Origin of the sequence: Undibacterium sp. 14-3-2, from assembly GCF_016595265.1 — a bacterium.
Taxonomy (GTDB): domain Bacteria; phylum Pseudomonadota; class Gammaproteobacteria; order Burkholderiales; family Burkholderiaceae_D; genus Undibacterium; species Undibacterium aquatile.
The window spans coordinates 68,151-84,971 of sequence record NZ_JAENGS010000009.1 but is presented as its reverse complement, the minus strand read 5'-3'; the positions used below and the strand labels follow the sequence as shown (position 1 = coordinate 84,971).

The 16,821-nt window shown below is 51.9% G+C and carries 13 protein-coding genes; 4 read left to right on the top strand and 9 right to left on the bottom strand.

The annotated features are described in order from the left end of the window. Window positions 1-66 precede the first annotated feature (66 nt). Window positions 67-1,041, bottom strand: coding sequence for an alpha/beta hydrolase (locus Undi14_RS17610; protein WP_234030675.1), 975 nt, complete (start codon window positions 1,039-1,041; stop codon window positions 67-69). A 43-nt stretch (window positions 1,042-1,084) separates the two neighbouring features. After that, complete coding sequence (locus Undi14_RS17605; protein WP_200181948.1) at window positions 1,085-1,465, bottom strand: tautomerase family protein; 381 nt, start codon at window positions 1,463-1,465, stop codon at window positions 1,085-1,087. Window positions 1,466-1,960: 495 nt separating this feature from the next. On the opposite strand from Undi14_RS17605, the gene Undi14_RS17600 reads away from it, so the two are divergent. Together Undi14_RS17600 and Undi14_RS17595 are read left to right on the top strand one after the other, a co-directional pair. Further along, entirely contained in the window at window positions 1,961-2,449 is a 489-nt protein-coding gene (locus Undi14_RS17600; RefSeq protein WP_200181946.1) for a MerR family transcriptional regulator, read from the top strand. A 40-nt stretch (window positions 2,450-2,489) separates the two neighbouring features. Beyond that, a complete protein-coding gene (locus tag Undi14_RS17595) occupies window positions 2,490-3,434 on the top strand; it encodes an aldo/keto reductase (protein ID WP_234030686.1) in 945 nt (314 codons plus the stop codon). Between the two features lie 165 nt (window positions 3,435-3,599). On the opposite strand, the gene lpdA is transcribed toward Undi14_RS17595, so the two are convergent. The 7 genes from lpdA to tagH all read right to left on the bottom strand — a co-directional run bounded on the left by lpdA (window position 3,600) and on the right by tagH (window position 14,618). Beyond that, window positions 3,600-5,720 (bottom strand): dihydrolipoyl dehydrogenase, encoded by a 2,121-nt coding sequence (lpdA, locus tag Undi14_RS17590; protein ID WP_200181943.1) that lies wholly within the window; start codon window positions 5,718-5,720, stop codon window positions 3,600-3,602. 14 nt (window positions 5,721-5,734) lie between these two features. Further along, entirely contained in the window at window positions 5,735-7,063 is a 1,329-nt protein-coding gene (gene aceF, locus Undi14_RS17585; RefSeq protein ID WP_200181942.1) for a dihydrolipoyllysine-residue acetyltransferase, read from the bottom strand. Between the two features lie 79 nt (window positions 7,064-7,142). After that, a complete protein-coding gene (gene aceE / locus Undi14_RS17580; RefSeq protein ID WP_186885950.1) occupies window positions 7,143-9,839 on the bottom strand; it encodes a pyruvate dehydrogenase (acetyl-transferring), homodimeric type in 2,697 nt (898 codons plus the stop codon). A gap of 504 nt (window positions 9,840-10,343) precedes the next feature. Next, the gene (locus tag Undi14_RS17575; RefSeq protein WP_200181941.1) at window positions 10,344-10,835 is read right to left on the bottom strand and encodes a TssQ family T6SS-associated lipoprotein; all 492 of its coding nucleotides are present in this window, start codon (window positions 10,833-10,835) and stop codon (window positions 10,344-10,346) included. 11 nt (window positions 10,836-10,846) lie between these two features. Then, window positions 10,847-12,550 carry a serine/threonine-protein kinase gene (locus Undi14_RS17570; RefSeq protein ID WP_200181940.1) on the bottom strand — a complete coding sequence of 568 codons (1,704 nt, stop codon included), beginning with the start codon at window positions 12,548-12,550 and terminating at the stop codon, window positions 10,847-10,849. A 65-nt stretch (window positions 12,551-12,615) separates the two neighbouring features. Further along, a complete protein-coding gene (locus Undi14_RS17565) occupies window positions 12,616-13,383 on the bottom strand; it encodes a PP2C family serine/threonine-protein phosphatase (RefSeq protein ID WP_200181939.1) in 768 nt (255 codons plus the stop codon). An 11-nt stretch (window positions 13,384-13,394) separates the two neighbouring features. Further along, entirely contained in the window at window positions 13,395-14,618 is a 1,224-nt protein-coding gene (gene tagH, locus Undi14_RS17560; RefSeq protein ID WP_200181937.1) for a type VI secretion system-associated FHA domain protein TagH, read from the bottom strand. Between the two features lie 461 nt (window positions 14,619-15,079). Between tagH and Undi14_RS17555 the strand changes: the two genes are divergently transcribed. Next, window positions 15,080-15,604, top strand: coding sequence for a RodZ family helix-turn-helix domain-containing protein (locus tag Undi14_RS17555; protein WP_186885955.1), 525 nt, complete (start codon window positions 15,080-15,082; stop codon window positions 15,602-15,604). A 370-nt stretch (window positions 15,605-15,974) separates the two neighbouring features. Next, window positions 15,975-16,820 (top strand): bifunctional methylenetetrahydrofolate dehydrogenase/methenyltetrahydrofolate cyclohydrolase FolD, encoded by an 846-nt coding sequence (gene folD, locus Undi14_RS17550; RefSeq protein WP_200181935.1) that lies wholly within the window; start codon window positions 15,975-15,977, stop codon window positions 16,818-16,820. Window position 16,821 lies beyond the last annotated feature (1 nt).

Here is a 16,821-nt window from a genome sequence, read left to right as displayed (position 1 = left end):
ATAAACAAAGGGCTTTAAAATATACTGGTGGGAGTATATTTGAAACCAAAAATCGATCCAGCAGCATCAGTGACGAGGCAGTTGCTGCAAAAATGCCGACAAATGGCGTATCAGCTCAGGTGAAATCGGCAGCGTGGGATCAAAATACGAGGCCATTTGTTTCTTTGCATCGGCCGGTACTATTTTCAAGACATGATTCATGCCGCTGATGATGTGGAGTTCTGCGTCTGGTTTTGCCGCTTTCAATGCTTCGGCCTGACTGCGATCGACCTGAATATCGGTATCGCCCTGCAAAATCAGCACTGGCATCGTGAGTTTGCGAATTTCTTGCAGCGGCGTATAGCGGTACAGAGAAATCAGGTAGGGCTGCACACTTTCGCGATATAAAAACTGCAGCGCAGGCGGCACGCTGGCGGTGGTTTTCCCTGCCTGCAAGGCTTGCAATATTTCTTCATTCGGCTTCACCAGATCGGGTGGTAATTTTCCATACAGCTGCTGACGCAACACATCCGCTAAATTGCTGCCAGCGCCCGCAACCGATACCAGCGCGCTGACTGGCACTTGCTGCGCGGCGAGCATCGCAATCAGCGAACCTTCGCTATGCCCCAGCACCACCACATCAGAAAAACGCGTATCCGCTTTCAGCATCTTCAGCCACGCCACGGCATCGTCAACATACGTTTCAAAGCGTATAGCCGATTCCGTTGTTGCCACAGCGGCGCTGTCGCCCACGCCGCGCTTATCAAAACGCACCGACGCATAGCCCTGATTGGCCAAGCCCTCTGCCAGCATTTTCAGACTATTGTTATTGCCGGATGATCCTGCACTGTTGCCATTGCGATTCGTCGGGCCAGAACCAGCGATGATCAGCACGACCGGCACTTTTGCGCTGCCTTCCGGCTGCAATAAGCTGCCCTGTATTTCGCCATTGGCCGTTGCCAGGGAAATACCACGTTCTGTGCTGTCGGCTTGCGCTGGCGACACACAGAACACGGCAATCGATACCATCAGCGCACTACACATCTGCCACATTTTTTGCATCAATTTTCCTTAGTTTCACGAACAAGATTACAGGATTTAGCGTTCAGGTATGCAGCAAGCGCCCACCGGAAAAAGACCAGTTTTCCCAGCTGGTTTCTTTAAATACCAGCATCACATTTTCCGGATTAAACCCCTGCGCCTGCAACTTTTGCATCAGGTCTGTCAGTAAAGCTTTTTTCACTTTTACGCTGCGTCCGGCCGACCACAGAATTTCGATCAGAATGAAATTCTCATCGCGATCAGTTACTGCATCGGGATAGCGCGCATGAAAGCGAAAATCTTCGGCATCAAGTTCCAGCACGCGCTGGAATACATCGTCCTGCGGTACGCCGGTGGCGACCAGCGCCGCATGTATGCTATTGAGTACCGTGTCTTTAAACGCAGCAGTTTTAGGACGGCGTACCGTCAATGTCACCAAGGGCATGGAGATTCCTTTCAATCACAGACAGGTTAAATCAGACAAGGGAGCAATGAATGCCATCATGAAAAGACAATAGTACAACATCAGCGAAACCACCCCAGATGAAGGGGCCGGTATTCACCCGCTGAAAGCAGCAATTGTGGATACTCCCCCCCTATTTTATAAAAAACACCTCTGATGTCCTTATAAACAAAGGGGCTTTAAACATACCAGGGGGAGTATATTGAACACAAAAAATGGCATGGGCAGAATCGATAACAGGACAGTTGCTGTAAAAATGCTGACAAGTGCAGTATCAGCCCGGGTGAAACCGGCAACGTCGGATCGGAATACGATGCCATTTGTTTTTCGTTTCGCAAGAAAACTGTCTGTCTTTTTCAGGATGGGCATAAGATTGAATCCTGCTATTCTGTCTGCGCAATCTTGCCTTTCATACTCAAACATTTTCTCAGAAATGTGCTTGACTTAGAGCGCGCTCCAACTTCTAGACTGCCTGCCATGACCACTCCCATGACGATACAACAAGCCGCTGCTGCCACCGGCCTCAGCGTGCATACCCTGCGCTATTACGAACGGATCGGTTTGCTCGATCCGGTCGCGCGGCGCAGTAATGCACATCGCCAGTTCCGTGAAGAAGATATCCGGTGGATAGACTTTTTGCTGAAACTACGGCGCACTGGCTTGCCGGTACGCGACATGCTGCGCTATGCAGAATGGCGCAGGGAAGGCAATACGCCAGAGAGTGTGTCTGCACGCAAGGCCTTGCTGGAACAGCATACCCAAAGCGTGGAACAGACGATCGCAGCCTTGCAGGACAACCTGACGGTACTGCAACTGAAAATTGCCATGTATAGCGATATGCAGGCGAACTTCGGGGCTGAGATCGATTTACCATCCATTCACCCCAAGGACAGCCTTCATGAGCACCAGCCATCCGCACCACAAACCGACTCAGGCACCAGTCGCCACAGAAACCGCAACTCTTAAAACCCGCCAGCTCGGCAGTAATGGCCCGCTGGTCTCCGCCATGGGGCTGGGTTGTATGGGAATGAGCGATTTCTATGCCAACCGCGACGATGCCGAATCCATCGCCACCATTCATCGCGCACTGGAAATCGGCATTACCTTGCTCGACACTGCCGATATGTACGGCCCTTACACCAATGAAGAACTGATAGGAAAAGCGATACAGGGAAAGCGCCAGCAATGCTTTATCGCGACCAAATTCGGTATCGTGCGCGATCCATCCAATCCGCATCTGCGCGGCGTCAATGGTACGCCGGCGTATATCCGTAGTGCCGTCGAAGGCAGCCTGCGTCGTCTCGGCACGGATACCATCGACCTGTATTACCAGCACCGGATTGATCCGCATACACCGATAGAAGAAACGGTAGGCGCACTGGCCGATCTGGTCAAGGCAGGCAAGATTCGTTATATCGGCTTATCGGAACCATCCGTTGCCACCATAGAGCGCGCGCACCGGGTTCATCCGATCACTGCAATACAAAGCGAATATTCCTTGTGGACGCGCGATCCGGAACAGGGTGTACTCGCTGCATGTCGCCGCCTCGGTATTGGCTTTGTGCCGTATAGTCCGCTGGGACGCGGCTTTCTGACAGGTGCGCTCACCAGTCCGGAACAATTTTCCGAAGATGATTACCGGCGTTCGAGCCCGCGTTTTCAAGGAGAAAATTTTAATAAAAACCTGCAACTCGTAAAGAAAGTGGAACAACTTGCCACACACTATGGCTGCACCGCTTCACAGCTCGCGCTCGCCTGGGTACTGGCACAAGATCCGCATATCATCCCAATTCCCGGAACCAAACGGCGGACTTATCTGGAGCAAAACTGGGAGGCGCTGAACGTTTCACTGTCTGCCGCAGATGTACAAGCCCTGAATCAGATTTTTCCGCCGGACGCCGTCGCCGGAGAACGCTATCCGGCAGCAACGATGAAAATGCTGAACGGCTGACCTTGTTGACCTGTTGACCTGTTGACCTGTTGACCCGTACCAAATGCAGGCAATCTCTGCATTGCCAGCAAATGTTAAGCAGCAGCGAGCAGCCATAAAAAAACCGCGCCCTGAAGCGCGGTTTTTTTTCATGCAGTACCGTTCCCTTAAGAATGGGGGATGCTCTTACTTCTTGCGTTGCGGTGGCAAATCAGTGCAGACGCCTTTATAGACTTCCGCCGCCATGCCAATAGATTCACCCAGCGTAGGATGTGGATGGATGGTTTTACCAATATCCACCGCATCTGCGCCCATTTCAATTGCCAGCGCAATCTCGCCTATCATGTCACCGGCATGTGTACCGACAATACCGCCGCCGACGATGCGTTTGCTGTCTGCATCAAACAGCAATTTGGTGAAACCTTCGTCGCGGCCATTCGCCACAGCACGGCCGGAAGCCATCCACGGGAACAAGCCTTTTTCGACTTTGATGCCCTTGGCTTTGGCTTCGTCTTCGGTCACACCGACCCATGCGACTTCAGGATCAGTGTAAGCAACCGACGGAATCACCTGCGCGTCGAAGTAGGCTTTTTCACCAGCGGCAGCTTCGGCAGCCACATGTGCTTCATGCACGGCTTTATGCGCCAGCATAGGCTGACCAACCAGATCACCGATCGCAAAAATATGCGGCACATTCGTGCGCATCTGTTTATCGACGTTGATGAAACCGCGATCAGTCACGGCAACGCCTGCTTTGTCGGCAGCAATTTTCTTGCCGTTAGGACTGCGACCAACGGCGACCAACACCAGATCATAGACTTGCGGTGCCGGTGCAGCTTCGCCTTCAACTGCGGATGCAAACGTGACCTTGATGCCTTCCGGCAGTGCTTCGACACCGACCGTTTTGGTTTTCAGCATGATGTTATCGAAGCGTTTTTCATTGTGCTTCTGCCACACTTTGACCATGTCGCGATCCGCGCCCTGCATCAGACCATCCATCATTTCAACCACATCGATGCGCGCACCGAGTGTCGAATACACAGTCGCCATTTCCAGACCGATAATACCGCCGCCAATCACCAACATGCGTTTTGGCACCTGACGTAATTCCAGTGCGCCAGTGCTGTCGACGATACGTGGGTCAACAGGGACAAACGGAAGATTCACGACGGAAGAACCAGCCGCAATAATCGCCTGCTTGAACTGCACGACTTTTTTCGTGCCGTCTGCCGCAGTGACTTCAATGTGATAAGGGCTGAGGAATTGACCAACGCCTTGCACGATATTGACCTTACGCGCTTTCGCCATGCCAGCTAAGCCCGTCGTCATTTTTTTGATGACGCTTTCTTTGTAGCCGCGCAGCTTATCGATATCGATCGCCGGTTTCGCAAATGTCACGCCCAGCGCTTCCATGTGCGATGTTTCATCGATCACCGCTGCGACGTGCAACAGCGCTTTCGAAGGAATACAGCCAACATTCAGACACACACCGCCGAGTGTAGAATATTTTTCAACCAACACCGTATTCATACCAAGATCGGCAGAACGGAAGGCAGCAGAATAACCGCCAGGACCAGCACCGAGTACCATCATGTCGCACTCAATATCGACTTGACCAGTGTAGCCAGACGCAAGCGGTGCAGGAGTAGCTGGAGCAGCCGGAGCAGTTGCAACGGCTGCTGACTGTGCAACGGCAGCGACCGCAGCAGATGCTGAACCCGCAGCTTCCACCAGCAACAACAACGAGCCTTCGGCGACTTTATCACCGACCTTGACTTTGACTTCTTTGACCACACCGGCGTGGCTGGAAGGAATCTCCATACTCGCTTTGTCCGATTCCACCGTGATCAGAGACTGATCGACCTTGATCGTATCGCCCACTTTGACCATGACTTCGATGACTTCAACTTCTTTGAAATCGCCGATGTCCGGCACTTTAACTTCGACGATGCCGACTGGTCCTGCAGGTGCAGGTGGAGCTGCAGGCGCGGCAACGGCAGCCGGGGCTGGAGTGGCAGCAACTGCTGGAGCCGCAGGTGTTGCACTCGCTGTCGCTGTTCCAACTGCACCTTCCGCCTCAATCACCAGCAGAATACTGCCTTCGGCAATTTTATCGCCCAGCTTGACTTTCAGCTCTTTGATCACGCCCGCGTGGCTGGCAGGAATTTCCATGCTGGCTTTATCGGATTCAACCGTCACTAAGGACTGATCCACCTTGATCGTATCGCCGACCTTGACCAGCACTTCAATCACTTCGACTTCTTTGAAGTCGCCGATATCGGGAACTTTAACTTCGATAGCACTCATAGCCTGGTCTCCGCTCACAGCAAGGTTTTACGCAGATCAGCCAACACGTCGGCCAGATAAGCAGTGAATTTCGCGGCCATCGCGCCATCAATCACGCGGTGATCGTATGACAGCGACAGAGGCAGCATCAGACGCGGCTGGAATGCTTTACCATCCCACACCGGTTTGATGCTGGATTTCGACAAGCCCAGAATCGCCACTTCAGGTGCATTGATGATAGGCGTGAACGCCGTACCGCCAATACCGCCGAGCGAAGAAATCGTGAACGTTGCCCCTTGCATATCAGCTGGTTTCAGTTTGCCTTCGCGCGCTTGCGCTGACAGATCTCCCATTTCCTGTGCGATCTGCGACAGGGTTTTCTGATCCGCATTTTTGACAACAGGCACCACCAGACCGTTCGGCGTATCGGCAGCAAAACCAACGTTGTAATACTGTTTCAGGATCAGGTTTTCACCGGTAGCATCGAGCGAAGAATTAAATGCCGGGAATTTTTTCAGCGCAGCCACACTCGCTTTAATCACGAAAGCCAGCATAGTCAGCTTGACGCCGGATTTTGCCATCGCTTCGTTCGACGATTTACGGAAATCTTCGAGGCCGGTGATGTCGGCTTCATCAAATTGCGTGACGTGCGGGATCATGACCCAGTTACGATGCAGATTCGGGCCGGACAGTTTTTTGATGCGTGACAAAGGTGAAATTGTCGTCGCGCCAAATTTGCTGAAATCCAGCGATGGCCACGGCAATACATCAAGGCCGACGCCGCTGCCATTTTTCGCCGGAGCAGAAACCGCAGCAACAGCTGTGCTGCCAGCCATGATGCCTTTGACGAAGTTCTGCACATCTTCCTGCGTGATCCGGCCTTTCTGGCCAGACCCGGCAACGCGGCTCAGATCAACACCGAGTTCACGCGCAAATTTGCGTATCGATGGTGAGGCATGCGCTTTACCGGCAACCGCAGTCGCCACTGGTGCCGCAGTTGTTACCGCAGGTGCCGCTGCAACCACCGGCGCGGATGCAGGTACTGGTGCTGCGGCCACTGGCGCGGCGGGCGTCGCAGGCGCAACAGCTGGCTGAGCTGGTGCAGCTGCAGGCGCTGCCGCATCGCCACTGGCTTCGACGATCACCAGTAACGAACCTTCGGCGACCTTATCACCAACTTTAACTTTAATTTCTTTAACCACACCGGCATGGCTGGACGGGATTTCCATGCTGGCCTTGTCTGATTCGACCGTGATCAGAGATTGATCGACTTTGATGGTATCGCCGACTTTGACCATCAGCTCAATGACTTCCACTTCCTTGAAATCACCGATATCCGGTACTTTGACTTCAATTGCGCTCATAAATTAGCTCCGTTATTTCAGGTAGGGTGCGACGTGCGCACCTTGATTTGGTGCGCACGGCGCACCCTGCCTCATGCTGTTACACAGTCACCGGATTTGGTTTGTCTGCGTTGATGCCATATTTCGCGATTGCCTGAGCCACCACGGAAGCAGACAAAGCGCCTTCGTCAGCCAGCGATTTCAGCGCAGCGATCACAACGAAGTAACGATTCACCTCGAAGAATTCACGCAGTTTGGCACGTGAATCGGAGCGACCGAAACCATCAGTTCCCAAGACCTTGTAGCTACGGTCTTTCGGGATGAAAGCACGTACCTGTTCAGCAAACGTACGCATATAGTCCGTCGATACCACGATAGGGCCTGTCGTGTCTTTCAGACACTGAGTGATGTATGGCAAACGTGCGTCTTCAGTCGGATGCAACATATTCCAGCGTTCAGCATCCTGACCATCCCGCGCCAGCAAAGTGAATGAAGGTGCAGACCAGACATCGGCTGCGATGCCCCAGTCAGATTGCAACAATTCAGCAGCGGCAATCACTTCGCGCAGAATCGTGCCGGAACCCAGCAACTGTACGCGATGTTTGGTTGTTTCTGCTGATTTTTGCAACTGGTACAGACCTTTGATAATGCCCTCTTCCTGACCCGCTTTCAGACCCGGATGGCTGTAGTTCTCGTTCATCAGCGTGATGTAGTAGAACACGTCTTCCTGATTCGTCACCATACGACGCAGGCCGTCATGCATGATGACCGCCACTTCATGCGCAAAGGTCGGATCGTAAGGCACGCAGTTCGGAATCGTCGATGCCAACACATGGCTGTGACCATCTTCATGCTGCAAGCCTTCGCCGTTCAGCGTCGTGCGACCGGCTGTACCGCCAAGCAGGAAGCCGCGTGCACGCATATCGCCCGCAGCCCAGGCCAGATCGCCGATACGCTGCAGACCAAACATCGAGTAATACGTGTAGAACGGAATCATCACGCGGTTATTGGTCGAGTAGGAAGTCGCTGCGGCGATCCACGAACTCATACCACCGGCTTCATTGATGCCTTCCTGCAAAATCTGACCAGCTTTATCTTCGCGGTAGTACATGACCTGATCTTTATCGACAGGCTCATACAACTGACCAACCTGACTGAAAATACCGATCTGACGGAATAAACCTTCCATACCGAAAGTGCGTGATTCATCCACCATGATAGGCACGACGCGCGGGCCCAAACTCGCATCCCGCAGTAAGGTCGTCAGAACGCGGACATACGCAGCAGTGGTGGAAATTTCGCGGCCTTCAGCGGTGGGTTCGAGCATCGCCTGAAACGCAGATAATGCTGGCACGACCAGCGCTTCATCCGCTTTCTGACGGCGTTGCGGCAGATAACCGCCCAGTGCTTTACGACGCGCATGCAGGTATTGCATTTCCGGCGTATCGTCAGCTGGTTTGTAGAAAGGAATGGCTGGCAGATCAGCGTCAGCGATCGGCAACTGGAAGCGGTCGCGCATGGCTTTGATCGCTTCATCATCGAGTTTCTTGGTATTGTGCGCGGTATTACGTGCCTCGCCGGATTTACCAAAACCGAAGCCCTTGATACTTTTCGCCAGAATCACAGTTGGTTTGTCTGTGCTTTCCTGTGCCACTTTATAAGCAGCATAAATTTTGTGCGGATCATGACCACCGCGGGTCAGACGCCAGATATCGTCATCCGACATTTTGCTGACCATTTCCAGCAATTTAGGATGTTTGCCAAAGAAGTGGGCACGGACATACGCACCATCTCTGGCTTTGTAGTTCTGATATTCACCATCAACGGTTTCCATCATCACTTTTTGCAGGATGCCTTCTTTGTCTTTCGCCAGCAATTCATCCCAGCCACTGCCCCAGATCACTTTGACGACGTTCCAGCCTGCGCCACGGAAATCGGATTCCAGTTCCTGAATGATTTTGCCATTGCCGCGTACTGGGCCATCCAGACGCTGCAAATTACAGTTGACCACGATCACCAGATTATTCAATTGTTCGCGGCCTGCCATACCGATTGCGCCCATGGATTCCGGCTCATCCATCTCGCCATCGCCACAGAATGCCCAGACTTTCCGTTTCTCTGTATCCGCAATACCACGCGCATGCAGATACTTGAGGAAACGCGCCTGATAAATCGCCATCAATGGCCCCAAGCCCATCGATACGGTTGGGAACTGCCAGAAATCCGGCATCAGTTTTGGATGTGGGTACGAGGACAAACCTTTGCCGTCAACTTCGCGGCGGAAATGCTGCAACTGTTCTTCGGTCAGGCGACCTTCCAGAAATGCGCGGGCATAAATACCTGGCGCAGAGTGACCTTGGATGTACAACAAGTCACCGCCGTGGTCTTCGGTCGGTGCATGCCAGAAATGGTTGAAACCTATGCCCAGCATATTGGCCAGCGAAGCAAAGCTGGATAAATGGCCACCCAGATCGCCATCCAGACGATTGGCTTTCACCACCATCGCCATCGCGTTCCAGCGCATCATCGAGCGCAGTTTTTCTTCGATTTCCAGATTACCTGGGCAATGTTCACCCTGATCGGCCGGTATCGTATTGACGTAAGCGGTATTGCTGGAGAACGGGATATGCGCACCGCGGCGGCGCGCCAGATCAACCATGCGCTCCATCAGGTAATGAGCACGCTCAGGGCCTTCATTCTCAATCACGGATTCGAGTGCATCAAGCCACTCGTTCGTTTCCATGACATCTGGATCATTGACGGCTTGCGCCAGAACTTGGTCTATCTGGGGTGACATAAGAGGCCTCCTGTTGGTGCGCTTTCGAGGTGAGCGCGCGTTAGCGTATCGACGAATATAAACTGAAATTTTATTTATGCAGGCATTCTAGCAGGGGTTTTTTAATTTTCCAAATAGCGATATTCAATTTTATAATGTGAAATTTTGTTTGCGGCGCAACATATTTTATCGCCTGCTTTTTAACGAAAGTTACCGCATGGAATAGTCAGCTCCCGCACCCGGAAACCGATCCGGCAAACCTGATTCTCATCCGCCATCTGACCAAGGTAGTGCACAAAAATGGGAAATGAAACTTTTACAGGCATACATGGCGAAAACAAGCGCAGAAAGACAAGCAGCACGGCGTTGCTTGTCTATACCTGTTTTTGAATTTATATCAGCGAGAAAGACGGCTGGAAGAAGTCAGCATCTGCGATGTCATGAGCGAGCGCGATGACAGAAACACTTGAGCAGAACAGCAGCAAAATAGCTGGACAACCAAAAGCTGCGCAGCATGACGCCCTGTTATTTTTTAAGGCTTTTGGCTTTTTTAGCTTTCAAAAAGACCGGGCCCCATATCGGATGACCAATTTCATTCGGCATCAGATCAAAGTTGGGATCAAGCTTTAAGGCCCGCTCAAATTGCTGACGGCACAGTTGTGTTCTGGATGTTACGCAATAGCTGAACGCCATTGTTTTCAGCGCATCGAGTTGTATCGCCTTGTTATGACCATTCCAGATCTCGGTCGCGCCACTGAGTTTTTTGATCGCGCCGTTGTAATTACCGTCGTTATATAAGGCGCTTCCCTCGTTGTAAGCCTGCACATCAGGGCTGATCACCGGTGCTGGTGCTCCGGCTTCAGTTGCTGGATTAGCCGCTGCTACAGGTTTTGCCTCTTTCGATTTGACGGCCGCTTTTGGCGCCGGAACGTTCTTTGGAGCTGTTTCGCATCCCGGCAAAAAGGTGCATACGAGAAGCAGGCTGCAGACAGGAAAAAGGCGGAATCTATTCTTCATTTTACTCAAACTTATTTAGCAACGAACTCATGCTCGATGACGCTGGCATTATTTTTACCAGCGTCAACCTCGATCAGATAGTCGGGGAAACCTGGATTGGTAATCCTGATTTTATGCTTACCCTTGGTCAGACTTAAATTCTTCAGCGGTGGGCTGGCACCACTTTGCACACCGTCGACAAACACTGTGCCCCACGGCTTGACGGCAAGTTTAACATTGACTTTGCTGATCACAGGTTCCGCCGGAACACTCTGCGCCTTCGCCTGCTCTGCCGCCTGCGTTAATTCATTCAGACGTGCTTGCGCCGCTGCGGCATGTTTGCCATTCGGATACTGCTGCAAAAATGCGCTGATCGCTTGCGGCTCTGAATGATCACTGCCATTCAGTTTTTCCCATGCCTGCGCTTCTGGATCCGGGCTACTGGCCATATCTGATGCAAGCGGAATGGATGCCGTGGCCGCGACCGATGACGCAACGGTCTGCTGCTGTGCAACCGGCACGGTTGACAACACTGGTTGCACGCTCTCATGGCGACTGGCGAAATAAACACCGGCTGCCAGCAAAATCAGAATACCGCCGATAACAGCCTGTCCTGCGCGGGTGGTGGAACTCTGGCGTAGCGCTTGCAGTTTTTCACGCAACATACCGGGAATCGTACCGACGGTAACCGGCTTACCAAGACGCGTGGTCGTGGTAAGTTTTTGCGATGATGGATTGCTGGCATCCGTGCGCCCGCTTTCACTCGCCTTGCGCTGGGATGAGGATTTGCGCGATTTACGGGATGAGGCAAGCGCGCTGATACCAAGCAAGCGCCTGAATTCATCCATCGTTTGTGGTCTGTCCTGTGGCTGTATTGCCAGCCCTTGATCAACTGCACTCAGAAATTTTGTACTAAACCCTGGGTGAGGATCTTGCTGCAAAGGCACCAGCGTATCCTTTACCACACGTGCCACGGACATCACAGGCGGGGATTTGATAATCATGTAATACATGACCGCGGCCAGCGCATAAATATCGGTCCACGGCCCCTGACGCAGATCATCGTCATCCGCATACTGTTCGACCGGCGCATAGCCGGGTTTCAGAATAACGGTTAATCCTTGTGTCATGTCACCGATAATCTGCCGTGCTGAGCCAAAATCCAGCAACACCGCATCACCGTTTTTTTGCACGATAATGTTATCGGGTGACACATCTCTGTGCAGTATTCTGGCATGGTATAAAGTATCCAGCGCATCCAGAATTTGCCGGAAAATAAATTTGAGCCACGCTTCCGTCACGAGTTCGGGACGCGTGGCAGCAATCTCCTTGAGCGTCACGCCATCGTAGTGACGCATCACCATGTAAGCCGTCTTATTTTCTTCCCAGAAGCGATAAACTTTCACCAGCGACGGATGATCGAACTGCGCCAGCAAACGTGCTTCATTGATAAAGCTCTTGAGACCGGCATCAAACGTCGGTTTGTGCCGACCAGTGTGAACGACGACGCTGCCATCCTCTGCCCTGCCGGCAAGTGCGCCCGGCATATACTCCTTGATCGCTACGGTTCGCTGCAAGGAATGATCGAAGGCCAGATACACGATGCCAAACCCACCCTGACCAAGCACACCGGTAATTTCAAAATCATTCAGGCGAGTCCCTGTCGCGAGGCAATTTCCGGTTCCTGCCGGGTGCTCGTCTGCGACATCGTTATCGAGTAATTTAGTTGTATTCAAGGCTTACTCAGAGGCTAAAAATTAGAAGCTAAAATCAAAGGGTAAAAATGGCAGATCATGTCTTATCACAAAGCGCTGGCATCACGGACGCAAATGGCAAATGCTGAAAAATTATCCCGACTGACATCGGTGTTGGCGATATTTTTCTCGGCCATCGCATTCATCTGCTTCAACCACGCTTCGCTGCTCCGGCTTGCCAGCCAGCTCTGTTCTATCTGGTCTTCATGCACCCATTCCCAGAAGCCATCCGTACAGATAAGGAAGGCATCGCCTTCTTGCAAAGCCACGGCATCCAGTGTTACTTCCGGAACAATATCACCCTCGGCACCAACCGCGGCAAATAATATGTTGCGATGAGGATGTTGCCGTAGCGCTGCGTAATCCGCATAACCTGCGTCGACCATTCTTTGCGCCAGACTGTGATCTTTCGACACCGACAGTATTTTTCCCTGACGCAGCAGATAAATCCGCGTATCCCCCAGATGCGCCCACAAGGCGCAGCGATTCGCGATATCAATCAGCAGCGTTGCCATGGTCGAACTCATATTTTCCTGCCGGACGCTGGACGCTTTCTCTTGCCCAACCTGCTGTATCGCCGACTCTATATAAGAGCGCAAGGCATGGGCACTGAACGACGCATCTTTCCGGAACTTGGCTATGATACTCGCAGTAACCAGATTGGCGGCGGTTTCGCCGCCCAGATGCCCGCCGGTTCCATCAGCCAGTACGAAACAAGCGAGATCATCCTCAAACGCGCTGTCAAGTACATCCTGATTCGATTGCCGGTCACCGATCGCGTTAATGTATGCAGTATCCAGATGCATGGGCATCATCACGCAATCATTCAGAGCGCAGGGGATTCGTGTCTGGCACGTTCCACTTCGCGTTCATAAGCAGCTAAAAATTCTTTGCCGAACAAGGTCTGAAATTCGTCTTTCGATTCCAGCGAAAGATCTTCAAACATTTCCACAAAATGATCCCACATATCCGCTTTACGGCGTGCCGGATTCATCTTATCCATCAACGTCGGCACCGGCAACAAGCGCTCAAATCCAGCTGGTTCGAATTTTTTCTGCAGCGCATCCATCGCGGCCTTCATCCCGGCGACAACGCCCAACTGATGCGCGCGCAAATCCTGAAATGCATCTTCCATCGCTTCTGCCGGCGTCATAAAGCCGGGCATCTTTTTGCGCAGCATCTGCGTCAGTACCGTTTGACTATCCGGGAAAAATTTTAAGGGATTGTTTTTTCGTAACACCACCATGGTGACGTCCGCATTCACTTCGCGTTTCACCAATGCCCGTTGCGAAATCAAACCCATCGTTCCTTCCACCGACGTCGCCACTAATTTGCCTAATGTTTCCATCAGCTCCGTTGTCAGCCCGGAGGAAATGTGCAGGGAAGTCAGACCCGCGCCCTGCAAAAAGGCATTTAATAATTCATTGGAATCCGCAACAGCCTTCGCTGATTCGGCCAGTTTTGCGACATCTGCTACCTCGACCGCCTCAGCTACCACACCATCCGATGCTGGCTGCGTCGTGGTAGCCGATGACAGACTATGCGCATCGTCCTGATGCAAGTTTTCAGCAACAGCATCGGCGTCCGCACGCATTAAAAATCGCGGAGGTTGCGGCGTCTCTTTCCGGTCGCCTTGCAATGCCGCTGTTTTTACGAACGATACACTCTCGGTCGGAGCCGGTGCGGCAATGACATCTGTCACGCCGACCGCAGTTAACGTGGTGTCACTTTGCACCTCACTGGCAAGAACTTCGAGCACATATAAGCCAATCTGAATCTGGTCGCCGATATGAATAGCATAGTCATGCTCAGGATCGATTTCTTTACCGTTAACACTGACCGGATTCGCCAGACTGACATTCATCAGATAATGGTGTGTTCCATCGCTCCAGACTTTGGCCTGAGTGCGGGAAACGAAATGTTTGGGATCTGGTAAGACCAGAAAATTGTCGTCGCTGCGTCCTATCGTCTGCGGTGTTTCACTAAAGCTGGCCGCAACGGGGGAGATAGGAGTTTCATTGTTATATGAAACAACGGCAATTTTTATCATTTGTCATACTCCGGAATCAAAGCGGATAGGCCCACGGGAAAAGGAAAGCACCGGACGAGAGTCTGGCTGGTTTTAAACCAACCTGAGATTATCGCGCATTTATGGCGCATTATTTGCATCAGGCTTAGACAACGGCGTTAAATTTTTACCACGGCTGAACCACAACAATCAGCCAACTGGTAAAAATGGTGGTGATCAAAAGTACCATGCAAGTGACAAACCGGGCTTGCATAAGAGATCAAGATCACGTCAACTCACCGACGTAAACCAAGCATAAACATATCTTTCGATGTAACAAAAAAAGCAATATCCGAGTCTAAATAACATGAAGTAACGGCTTTACAACGATAAAGTAAGCAACACTATAAAAATTACACACAGTTACAAAAAAGCAATATGATCAGTGCTATAGTTATTCGCCGTTTTTGCGCAAAATATCGTTTTTTTAAAGCGAGGGTTCTATGAGTGATGCAGGGTCGGGTCAGCCGTTATTATCAGAAGTGACGGGATCTTTTCATTATCAGGAACTGATTGAGTCCAGGCTTGGGCAACCCATTGCGACTGATGTATTTAACGCTGATGCTGAACGCCTATCCTCTTCGCCGGGCGCCAGGCTGGCCGCAGCCCGCAATGCGTCTGGCTGGACTGTTGATCAGGTGGCGACGCAACTGAAAATAACACGTCACCAGATACTGGCAATTGAAGCAGACGATTATGACGTCCTTCCAGCACCGGCAATCGTCCGCGGTTTTGTCCGCGCATACGCCAAGCTGCTTAAGCTGGACTCTGCGCCATTGCTCGAGTTGATGCCGGATGTGCACGGTAAGAAAAAGTTGCCGTCTGCAAAAGGCAGCAAAGCGCGGGCTTCCGCCGATAGCGGTAAGCGTTCCGCGACAAATGCAGGGATAGCCCCACCCACAACCGCACTCTTTATCTATGCTTTGTGCGTATTAGGACTGGTGCTGGCCGTCGTCATGTATAAATAGCCTTGTTGACACTCGCTGCGGGCATCATCGCTTTGTCCGCTACTGTCGATATTTCAGATACTCCCCCATAAATTATCAAAATCTCCCCTAATGTCTTTGAAATCATTGGGGCTGTAAATATACTCCCCCGGAGTATATTTACAGTTAAAAACAACTCGATCTGGTTCTCTGCGCTAAATATCATTGCAACTCCGGTTCACGGCACATGTCTGAGCGCAGCCTCAACGTGATATACGTGATATTTCAGCTATCCGGCACTCAGACTTCTCACGCAGGCATACGTTTGCATTCTGCCTCACTCTGCATAGTTATCCGGTGAGCCACCGCATAATTTATAATCGCGGCTTGATCTTCTTTTGCAAAGCCCATCATGACTGCCCAAATTATCAGCGGAACAGAACTCTCCCAACAAATTCGTGCCGATGTCACGCACCGTGCTGCTGCCCTGACAGCGCAAGGAAAACAGCCGGGTCTGGCAGTCATTCTGGTCGGTGAAAACCCGGCCTCGCAGGTCTATGTCCGCAACAAGGTGAAAGCATGTGAAGACTGCGGTTTCTATTCAGTGCTGGAAAAATATGCCGCCGATCTCAGCGAAGCCGATTTACTCGCCCACATCGAAAGACTGAATCAGGACCCGAAAATTAACGGCATTCTGGTGCAACTGCCTTTGCCTGCGCACATCAACGCGAATAAAGTCATCGAGGCGATCGCCGCAGAAAAAGACGTCGATGGCTTTCATATCAGCAATGCCGGTTTGCTGATGACAGGCCAGCCGCTGTTCCGTCCATGTACACCATACGGCGTCATGAAAATGCTGGAATCGATTGATTACCCGGTGCGCGGTGCGAATGCGGTCGTGGTCGGTGCGTCGAATATCGTCGGTAAGCCACAGGCGATGTTGCTCTTGCAAGCCGGTGCCACCGTCACCATCTGCAATTCCAAGACCCGCGATCTGGCTGCGCATACGCGCAACGCCGACATTCTTGTTGTCGCCACTGGCAAACGCAATATCGTTACCGCAGACATGGTCAAACCAGGCGCCGTTGTGATTGATGTCGGCATGAATCGTGATGACGACGGCAAACTCTGTGGCGACGTTGACTATGCGCCAACCAAAGAAGTCGCGGGTTATATCACACCGGTTCCGGGTGGCGTAGGTCCTATGACCATCACCATGTTACTGGTCAACACGATTGAAGCTGCCGAAAGAAATTAAG